Raw genomic sequence first — 8,391 nt, 5'->3', positions numbered from 1 at the left:
GGCCACCACCATGCCCTGGGTCAGCAGGTTCTTGAACGGCTCGTTGGACGACACCAGGCCTTCGTCGCGCATCAGCTTGTGGAAGAAGCGCGCATACAGCAGGTGCAGGATGGCGTGTTCGATACCACCGATATACTGGTCCACCGGCAGCCAGTGGTTGGCCGCTTGCGGGTCGACCATGCCCTGGGTGTATTGCGGCGAGGCGTAACGGGCGTAGTACCAGGACGACTCGACGAAGGTGTCCATGGTGTCGGTTTCGCGCTTGGCCGCGCCGCCGCATTTCGGGCAGGTGCACTGGTAGAACTCCGGCATGCGCGCCAGCGGCGAGCCGGCGCCGTCCGGCACCACGTCTTCCGGCAGCACCACCGGCAGCTGGTCTTCCGGCACCGGCACGTCGCCGCAGGCGTCGCAGTGGATGATCGGGATCGGGCAGCCCCAGTAGCGCTGGCGGCTGATGCCCCAGTCGCGCAGGCGGAACTGGGTCTTGCGCGCGCCGTGGGCGGTCTCTTCTAGGTCGGCGACTATGGCGTCGAAGGCCTCGGTGAAACTCTTGCCATCGTACTTGCCGCTGTTGACTGTGTTCAGGCCGTCCTTGTCGCCGTACCAGGCCTGCCACTCGCTGGCGTCGTAGTCCTTGTCCGCGGCGGCGTAGACCTGGGTGATTGGCAGGCCGTACTTGTTGGCGAATTCGAAATCGCGCTCGTCGTGCGCCGGCACGGCCATCACCGCGCCTTCACCGTAGCCCCACAGTACGTAGTTGGCGACGAATACCGGCAGCTTGTCGCCGGTCAGCGGGTGGATGACGTACTCGCCGGTGGCCAGGCCCTTCTTCTCCATGGTGGCCATATCGGCCTCGGCCACGGAGCCGGACTTGCACTCGGCGATAAAGGCGGCGATGGCCGGGTTGTGCGCGGCGGCGCGCTGCGCCAGCGGGTGCTCGGCGGCGACGGCCACGTAGGTGGCGCCCATCAGGGTGTCCGGACGGGTCGAATAGACCTTCAACTGGCCTTCGATGCCGACGCTGGCGAGGTCGTAGTCGAACACTATGTCGGCGCCGAAGCTCTTGCCGATCCAGTTGCGCTGCATGGTCTTGACCTGTTCCGGCCAGCCATCCAGATCGTCCAGGCTGCTCAAGAGCTCTTCCGCATAGGCGGTGATCTTGAAGTAGTACATGGGGATTTCGCGCTTCTCGATCAGCGCGCCGGAGCGCCAGCCGCGGCCGTCGATGACCTTCTCGTTGGCCAGTACGGTCTGGTCCACCGGGTCCCAGTTGACCGTGCCGTTCTTGCGATAGATCACGCCTTTCTCGAACAGCTTGGTGAACAGCCACTGCTCCCAACGGTAGTAATCCGGCTTGCAGGTGGTGACTTCGCGGGTCCAGTCGATGGCCAGACCCAGCGATTTCAGCTGGGTCTTCATGTAATCGATGTTCTCGTAGGTCCACTTGGCCGGCGCGACCTTGTTCTTCATCGCGGCGTTTTCCGCCGGCATGCCGAAGGCGTCCCAGCCCATGGGCTGCAGCACGTTCTTGCCCTGCATGCGCTGGTAGCGGGCGATCACGTCACCGATGGTGTAGTTGCGCACATGGCCCATGTGCAACTTGCCGCTCGGGTAGGGGAACATCGACAGGCAATAGAAGGTTTCTTTACCTGGCTGCTCGCTCACTACAAAGGATTTTTGCGAGTCCCAGTGGGACTGCGCGGCGGCTTCGATTTCGCGTGGCTGATACTGTTCGTGCATGGCTACCGGCGCTAAAAATAGGGGCTTGCGGAAAACGTCGTAGCATACATGACCCCCCCTTATTGAGGGAAACCCTGATTGCAGCTGCCGGACTGGCAGCAAGCCCGGCAAACCGCCGTTTGTCGCGGCGCATCGCTGGTTGGAGGGCTGCCGCTAAGCTTGCTATATGGGCTGCGCGAAAGGGCCCGTCGTGAGGTGGATGGATGGCTGAGTTAAGGCGGGCGGGAACCAGCGGCGGGTTGTATGAACGGCTGTTGCAACGTCTTGCCCTGGCACTGGATGAGGCCGATAGCCTGAGCGGTCTATCGGCAGAGCCACCGCTTGAGCTGGAGTTGCGTGACCTGACCGCGGCTGAAATGGAGCTGATCCGCGCCTACCTGAATCGCGACCTGGATTGGCTGCGCGGCTGGCATGCGGCGGCCCAGGAAATGGCGCAAATCGAGCAATTGCCGGCGCAGCGCAAGGTGGCGCGTACGGCCCATGCGGCTTTCGCGCAATTGCCAAGTAAGGCCAAACCCTTGTTGAAGCGCCGCGTGCAACTCTGCTGTGCGCTCTGCGGCACCCTGGCCGGCTGGCAGTCGGGCCATGGTGTGAAGGCTTGCAAGACCTGCGGCTCGCAGCTGTTCCGGGCGAGCAATCCCCGTTAGGCTTCTGGCACCCGTGGAGGTGCTCGATGCCGATTCGCTACATCCTTAAACAACTCCTACTGCCGCCAGGCCTGTTGCTGCTGTTACTGCTGCTCGCCTGGTGGCTGCGTCGGCGTTTTCCCCGGGTGGCGGCCACCTGTTTTGGCTTGGGGCTGGGCGGGCTGTGGCTGTGCAGTCTGCCGGTCACGGTGGAGTGGTCGGCGCGCCTGCTGGAAAGCGAGCCGGCGCTCAGCGAGCAGCAGTGGGCTGGGTTGGCCGAACGGGTCGATGTGATAGTGGTGCTGGGCGCTGGCCGTGAGCAGGCCGATCCCGGTTGGGGTGGCGATCAACCCGGCTTGCAGGCATTGGAGCGCTTGCGCTATGCCGCCCGTCTGGCCAAGGCTTCGGGCCTGCCGCTGCTGACCAGTGGCGGCCTGCACTATGGCGCGCCACCCAGCGAGGCGGCCTTGATGGCGCAGGTGCTGGAACGCGATTACGGGCTAAGGGTGCGCTGGCAGGAAGGGCAAAGCCGCACCACCTGGGAAAATGCCACCTATAGCGCCGCGATGCTCAAGGAAACCGGGCTTAAGCGTGTGCTACTGGTGACCCAGGCCTGGCATATGCCCAGGGCGCGCTGGAGTTATGAGCAGGCGGGCTTTCAGGTGCTGAGCGCGCCCATGGGCTTTCTCGGCGTAGCCAATGGCCGACCGGCCGGCGGTTGGCTGCCGGAAAGCAAGGCGCTGTGGCAGAGCGGCTTATTAATCAATGAGGCTATAGGGCAGCTGGGGTACAGGTGGGCCTATGGCCTGTAACTTGGGTGTAGGTTGGGCTGAGCGCAGCGAAGCCCAACACAGCGCCCCGTCTTATCTACAGCGTCTTGGCCATACGGCTGGCCAGCAGCGCCCAGGCCAATAGCAGCAGGCAGAGAATCAGCAGCGGCCAGCCGCGCCAATACAGGTAGGGCGTCAGCTGTTGCATCGGCACCACCTCGCCATACAGCACGCCCTGTTCGAATTGCGGCAGCTGCTCGGTGATCTGCCCATAGGGGTTTATCAGCGCGGTGACGCCGTTATTGGTGCCGCGGATCATCCAGCGGCCGGCCTCCAGTGCGCGCATCTGCGCCATCTGCAGATGCTGCAGCGGGCCGATCGAGCGGCCGAACCAGGTGTCGTTGCTGATGGTCAGTAGCATCGCGCTCTGTGCGGCGAGTTCGGCGGCGAACTCCGGATAGACCACCTCGTAGCAGATATAGGCGGCGATTCTGTGTCCCTTGGCTTGCAGCAGCGGTTGCGCGGCCGAGCCACGGGCGAAGTCCGACATCGGCAGGTCGAAGAAGGCGATCAGCCCGCGCAACACTTCCTGCAAGGGCACGTATTCGCCGAAGGGCACCAGCTTCTGCTTGAGGTAGTCGCCGCTGCCCTGGCCGACCACGCTGATGCCGTTGTAGTAGCGCGGCTCGCCCCGTTCATTGGCCTGGCGAATGGGCACGCCGGTGATCAGGGCGGCCCGGCGTTCGCTGGCGAAGCCATCCAGTATCTGCAGATAGCCCAGGGCATGTTCCTTGAGCACCGGGATGGCGGTTTCCGGCCAGACGATCAGGTCGGTCGGGGTGGCGTTAACGGTCATGTCACGATACAGCGCGAGCTGCGCGTTGAGCTGCGCCGGGTCCCATTTCAGGTTCTGTTCGATATTGCCCTGCATGCTCGCCACCGTCAGCGGCGCGCCGGCTGGCGTGGTCCAGGCGTGGCCCTTGAGGGCCAGGCCGGTAATCCAGGGGGCGATCAGCAGCACTAGGCCAACCGCGAGAAAGGCTTTGCGCGCGCGCAACTGCGGCAGGTTGATCAGCAGGGCCGCGCTCAAGGCCAGGACGAAGGACAGCAGCCAGATGCCGCCGACCGGTGCCAGGCCGGCCAGTGGGCCGTCGAGCTGGCTGTAACCGGCGTAGAGCCAGGGGAAGCCGGTGAGGAACCAGCTGCGAAAGGCTTCCTGCGCCAGCCACAGGGCGGCGAAGGCCAGGGCGTCGGCCAGCGGCGCTTCCACCCGGCGCAGCCAGCGCGCCCACACCCAGGCGGCGAGGGTAAACAGCAGGCCCAGGCCGGCGACGAAGGCCAGGGTCAGAAAGGCCGCCAGGGGCGGTGAGGCCGCGCCGTAATCGTGGATGCTGACGTACACCCAGCTGGTGCCGGCGGCAAACAGGCCGAAACCGTAGCACCAGCCGCGTAGCGCCGCCTGACCTGGGCTGAGGTCGCGCAGGCCCAGGTAGAACAGGGCGATGGACAGCAGCGCCAGCGGCCAAATATCGAAGGGCGCCAGCGCCAGTGAGGTGATGGCACCGGCCAGCAGGGCGATCAGGTTGCCGGGCCAGCCAGCTCGGGTTATCCAGTGCATTGCATGCGGGTCCTTGGATTGGGGTGGCGCAAGGGTAGAGCGGAACGCGGGAGGGGGAAAGGCTTGCGGGGGCTATTGATGGGTTAGCCGCTACGCGACCAACCCATCCCTGGCCAAGCGCTGCAGGTGCTTTAGCGTACCAGCGGGGTCAGACGCAGCAGGTGCACGCGCCGGCTGTCGGCGCTGATCACCCGAAAGCGGAACTCGCCGATATCGGTGACTTCGTTGCGCTTGGGCAGGTGGCCGAAGGAGTTCATCACCAGGCCGCCGACCGTGTCGAACTCGTCATCGGAGAACTGGGTGTCGAAGGAGTCGTTGAAGCTGTCGATCGGCGTCAGCGCCTTGACCAGGAAGTCGCCGCTGGGCAGGGGTTTGACGTAGCTGTCTTCCTCGACGTCGTGCTCGTCCTCGATGTCGCCGACTATCTGTTCGAGCACGTCTTCGATGGTTACCAGGCCCGCCACGCCGCCGTATTCGTCGATCACCACGGCCATATGGTTGTGGTTGGCGCGGAACTCGCGCAGCAGCACGTTGAGGCGCTTGGATTCAGGCACGAAGGTGGCCGGGCGCAGCAGGTCCTTGATGCTGAAGCTGGGCTGGTCGCCCTGCAGGATCAGCGGCAGCAGATCCTTGGCCAGGAGGATACCGATCACGTCGTCCAGGCTCTCGCCGACCACCGGATAGCGCGAGTGCGCGGCGTCGAGGATCGAGGGCAGAAACTCCTTGGGCATCTGGTTGGCCTTGATGCTCATCATCTGCGAGCGCGGCACCATGATGTCGCGTACTTGCAGGTCGGCGACCTGGATGGCGCCTTCGACTATGGCCAGTGCTTCGCTGTCGAGCAGCTTGTTCTGATGCGCTTCGCGCAGCACTTCCAGCAGTTGCTTGCGGTTTTTCGGCTCATGAGCAAAAGCCTGGGTCAGTTTGTTCAACCAGGACTTCTGCTCGTTGCTCGATCGGTCTTCGCTCATGGTGGTTACTCAGGAACCTTCTGTGTGGGGGTTATTCGTGGTCGGCGTAAGGGTCGGGATGCCCCAGTTCAGCCAGCAATTCTCGTTCCAAGGCTTCCATTTCCTCGGCTTCGGCATCCTCTATATGGTCGTAACCGAGCAGATGCAGGCAGCCGTGGATCACCAGATGGGCCCAATGTGCCTCCGGGGTTTTGCCTTGCTCCAGCGCTTCGCGCTCGACCACCGGCACGCAGATCACCAGATCGCCCAGTAGCGGGATATCCAGCAACTCGTCCGGTACATCGGCGGGGAAGGACAGCACATTGGTGGCGTAATCCTTATGCCGGAAGCTGTTATTCAGCTCGCGGCCTTCGGTCTCATCCACCAGGCGGATGGTCAGCTCGGAGTCGGCCGTGCGCTGGCGCAGGGCGATTGCACACCAGGCGCGAAACTGCGCTGCAGTGGGTAAATCGGCGCCGTCACTGGCGATCTGCAGGTCCAGTTCAAGCATTGTCGTCGTCCTGTTCGTCTTCCAGCTTGCCGTGCAGGCGCTTGTCGTAGCGCTCGTAGGCCTCGACTATGCGCTGCACCAAGGGGTGGCGTACCACGTCCTTGGGCTTGAAGTGGGTGAAGCTGATGCCCGGGACCCCGTGCAGCACGTCGATCACATGGGTCAGGCCGGAGCGGGTGCCGCGCGGCAGGTCGACCTGGGTGATGTCGCCGGTAATCACGGCCGTGGAGCCGAAGCCGATGCGGGTGAGGAACATCTTCATCTGCTCGACCGTGGTGTTCTGGCTTTCGTCGAGGATGATAAAGCTGTTGTTCAGGGTGCGGCCGCGCATATAGGCCAGCGGCGCGAGTTCGATCACCTGCTTCTCGATCAGCTTGGCCACCTGCTCGAAACCGAGCATCTCGTACAGCGCGTCGTACAGCGGGCGCAGGTAGGGGTCGATCTTCTGCGCCAGGTCGCCGGGGAGGAAGCCGAGCTTCTCGCCGGCCTCCACCGCCGGGCGCACCAAGAGGATGCGTCGCACCTGTTCGCGCTCCAGCGCATCCACGGCGCAGGCCACCGCCAGGTAGGTCTTACCGGTACCGGCCGGACCTATGCCGAAGTTGATGTCGTGGTCGAGTATGGCCTTGACGTAGCGCTGCTGGTTGGCGCCGCGCGGACGAACCATGCCCTTGCGGGTGCGCAGGGCGACGCTGGCTTCGAGGCTTGGGTTGCGCAGCTCTTCGATACCGGATTCCTGCAGGAACAGGTGCACCAGATCGGGCGACAGTTCGGTGCTCTGGGTTTCGCGGTAGAGGCGATGCAGCAACTGCTCGGCGGCGTTGGTTTGGCCGGCGGTGCCGACCAGTTCGAACTGATTGCCGCGGTTGCGGATCTCGATGGCCAGGCGCTGCTCGATCAGGCGCAGGTGCTCATCGAATTGGCCGCACAGATTAGCGAAGCGGCGAGCCTCAAAGGGTTCAAGGATAAAGCGATGGGGTTCTATGGGTGCGTTCAAGGTCGTTTGATGGCCGCCAGTCGGCTGGGGTGGTGTAACGAAGAATACCGCTAGCGGCCGCGAGGGGAAAGCTCGGGCCGCTGCCACTTTTTAGTGGGGGGCGTTTTCGCCGAGCAGGCTGCCGCGCAGCGAGTTGGGCATGGCCTGGTCGATATGCACCAGGGCGAACTGGCCGATCAGGCGCGGGTTGTCGGCACGGAAGTTGACCACCCGGTTGCTTTCGGTGCGGCCCTGGAGCATGCCGGGGTCCTTCTTCGAGTAATCGCTGACCAGGATGCGCTGCACGGTGCCGACCATGCGTCGGCTGTTTTCGAAGCCTTGCTGGGTGACGCGCTGCTGCAGAATCGCCAGGCGCTGCTTTTTCAGCTCCAGCGGGGTGTCGTCGACCAAGTCGGCCGCCGGGGTGCCGGGGCGCGCGCTGTAGACGAAGGAATAGCAGAAGTCGAAACCGACGTCCTCGACCAGCTTCATGGTCTGCTCGAAGTCTTTCTCGGTTTCGCCGGGGAAGCCGATGATAAAGTCCGAGCTGATCAGGATGTCCGGCACCGCCGCGCGTAGCTTGCGGATGCGCGACTTGTATTCCAGGGCGGTGTGGTTGCGCTTCATCGCCGCGAGAATGCGGTCGGAGCCCGATTGCACCGGCAGGTGCAGGTATTTCACCAGTTCGGGGATCTCGGCGTGGGCCTGGATCAGGGCGTCGGAGAATTCCAGCGGGTGGCTGGTGGTGTAGCGGATGCGGTCGACGCCATCGATGGCGGCCACTGCATACAGCAGTTCGGCGAACTCGGCGATCTGCCCGTCGCGGGTGGCGCCGCGGTAGCCGTTGACGTTCTGCCCGAGCAGGGTGATCTCACGCACGCCGTGTTCGGCCAGGTGGATGATCTCGGCCAGCACGTCGTCCATGGGTCGGCTGACTTCCTCACCGCGGGTGTAGGGCACCACACAGAAGGTGCAGTACTTGCTGCAGCCTTCCATCACCGATACGTAGGCGCTGGGGCCGTCGACGCGCGGTTCGGGCAGGCGGTCGAATTTCTCGATTTCCGGGAAGCTGATATCCACCTGGGCGATCTTGGTCGTGCGCGCGGCGTCGATCATTTCCGGCAGGCGGTGCAGCGTCTGAGGGCCGAACACCACGTCGACATAGGGCGCGCGGTCGCGGATCGCCGCGCCTTCCTGGCT

General features: G+C 64.1%; 8 protein-coding genes. 2 read left to right on the top strand and 6 right to left on the bottom strand.

Annotated features, from left to right (window positions below):
• Window positions 1–1,740 (bottom strand): leucine--tRNA ligase (leuS, locus tag Q8Q83_RS05670; RefSeq protein ID WP_305621904.1); only part of this gene is annotated, 1,740 nt, incomplete at its 3' end.
• Window positions 1,741–1,943: 203 nt separating this feature from the next.
• Between leuS and Q8Q83_RS05665 the strand changes: the two genes are divergently transcribed.
• Window positions 1,944–2,387, top strand: coding sequence for a hypothetical protein (locus tag Q8Q83_RS05665; RefSeq protein WP_305621902.1), 444 nt, complete (start codon window positions 1,944–1,946; stop codon window positions 2,385–2,387).
• 26 nt (window positions 2,388–2,413) lie between these two features.
• A complete protein-coding gene (locus tag Q8Q83_RS05660; protein ID WP_305621900.1) occupies window positions 2,414–3,178 on the top strand; it encodes a YdcF family protein in 765 nt (254 codons plus the stop codon).
• 55 nt (window positions 3,179–3,233) lie between these two features.
• On the opposite strand, the gene lnt is transcribed toward Q8Q83_RS05660, so the two are convergent.
• The 5 genes from lnt to miaB all read right to left on the bottom strand — a co-directional run.
• A complete protein-coding gene (lnt, locus tag Q8Q83_RS05655; protein WP_305621899.1) occupies window positions 3,234–4,754 on the bottom strand; it encodes an apolipoprotein N-acyltransferase in 1,521 nt (506 codons plus the stop codon).
• A 131-nt stretch (window positions 4,755–4,885) separates the two neighbouring features.
• Complete coding sequence (locus Q8Q83_RS05650) at window positions 4,886–5,725, bottom strand: HlyC/CorC family transporter (protein WP_305621897.1); 840 nt, start codon at window positions 5,723–5,725, stop codon at window positions 4,886–4,888.
• Between the two features lie 31 nt (window positions 5,726–5,756).
• Entirely contained in the window at window positions 5,757–6,215 is a 459-nt protein-coding gene (gene ybeY / locus Q8Q83_RS05645; protein WP_305621895.1) for an rRNA maturation RNase YbeY, read from the bottom strand.
• Window positions 6,208–7,212: a PhoH family protein gene (locus Q8Q83_RS05640; protein ID WP_305621893.1), complete on the bottom strand. Its 1,005-nt coding sequence runs from the start codon at window positions 7,210–7,212 to the stop codon at window positions 6,208–6,210. The genes ybeY and Q8Q83_RS05640 overlap by 8 nt, the downstream gene beginning before the upstream one ends.
• Before the next feature lie 90 nt (window positions 7,213–7,302).
• On the bottom strand, window positions 7,303–8,391 hold a 1,089-nt coding region (gene miaB, locus Q8Q83_RS05635), incomplete at its 5' end, for a tRNA (N6-isopentenyl adenosine(37)-C2)-methylthiotransferase MiaB (RefSeq protein WP_305621891.1).

The organism is Pseudomonas sp., assembly GCF_030696055.1.
Taxonomy (GTDB): domain Bacteria; phylum Pseudomonadota; class Gammaproteobacteria; order Pseudomonadales; family Pseudomonadaceae; genus Aquipseudomonas.
This window is presented reverse-complemented; position numbering and strand designations above follow the sequence as displayed.

What these genes read in the sequence shown, in the direction of transcription:
- Q8Q83_RS05665 (WP_305621902.1), top strand. Translation starts at nt 1,944, where the DNA reads ATGGCTGAGTTAAGGCGGGCGGGAACCAGCGGCGGGTTGTATGAACGG.
- Q8Q83_RS05660 (WP_305621900.1), top strand. Translation starts at nt 2,414, where the DNA reads ATGCCGATTCGCTACATCCTTAAACAACTCCTACTGCCGCCAGGCCTG.
- lnt (WP_305621899.1), bottom strand. Translation starts at nt 4,754, where the DNA reads ATGCACTGGATAACCCGAGCTGGCTGGCCCGGCAACCTGATCGCCCTG.
- Q8Q83_RS05650 (WP_305621897.1), bottom strand. Translation starts at nt 5,725, where the DNA reads ATGAGCGAAGACCGATCGAGCAACGAGCAGAAGTCCTGGTTGAACAAA.
- ybeY (WP_305621895.1), bottom strand. Translation starts at nt 6,215, where the DNA reads ATGCTTGAACTGGACCTGCAGATCGCCAGTGACGGCGCCGATTTACCC.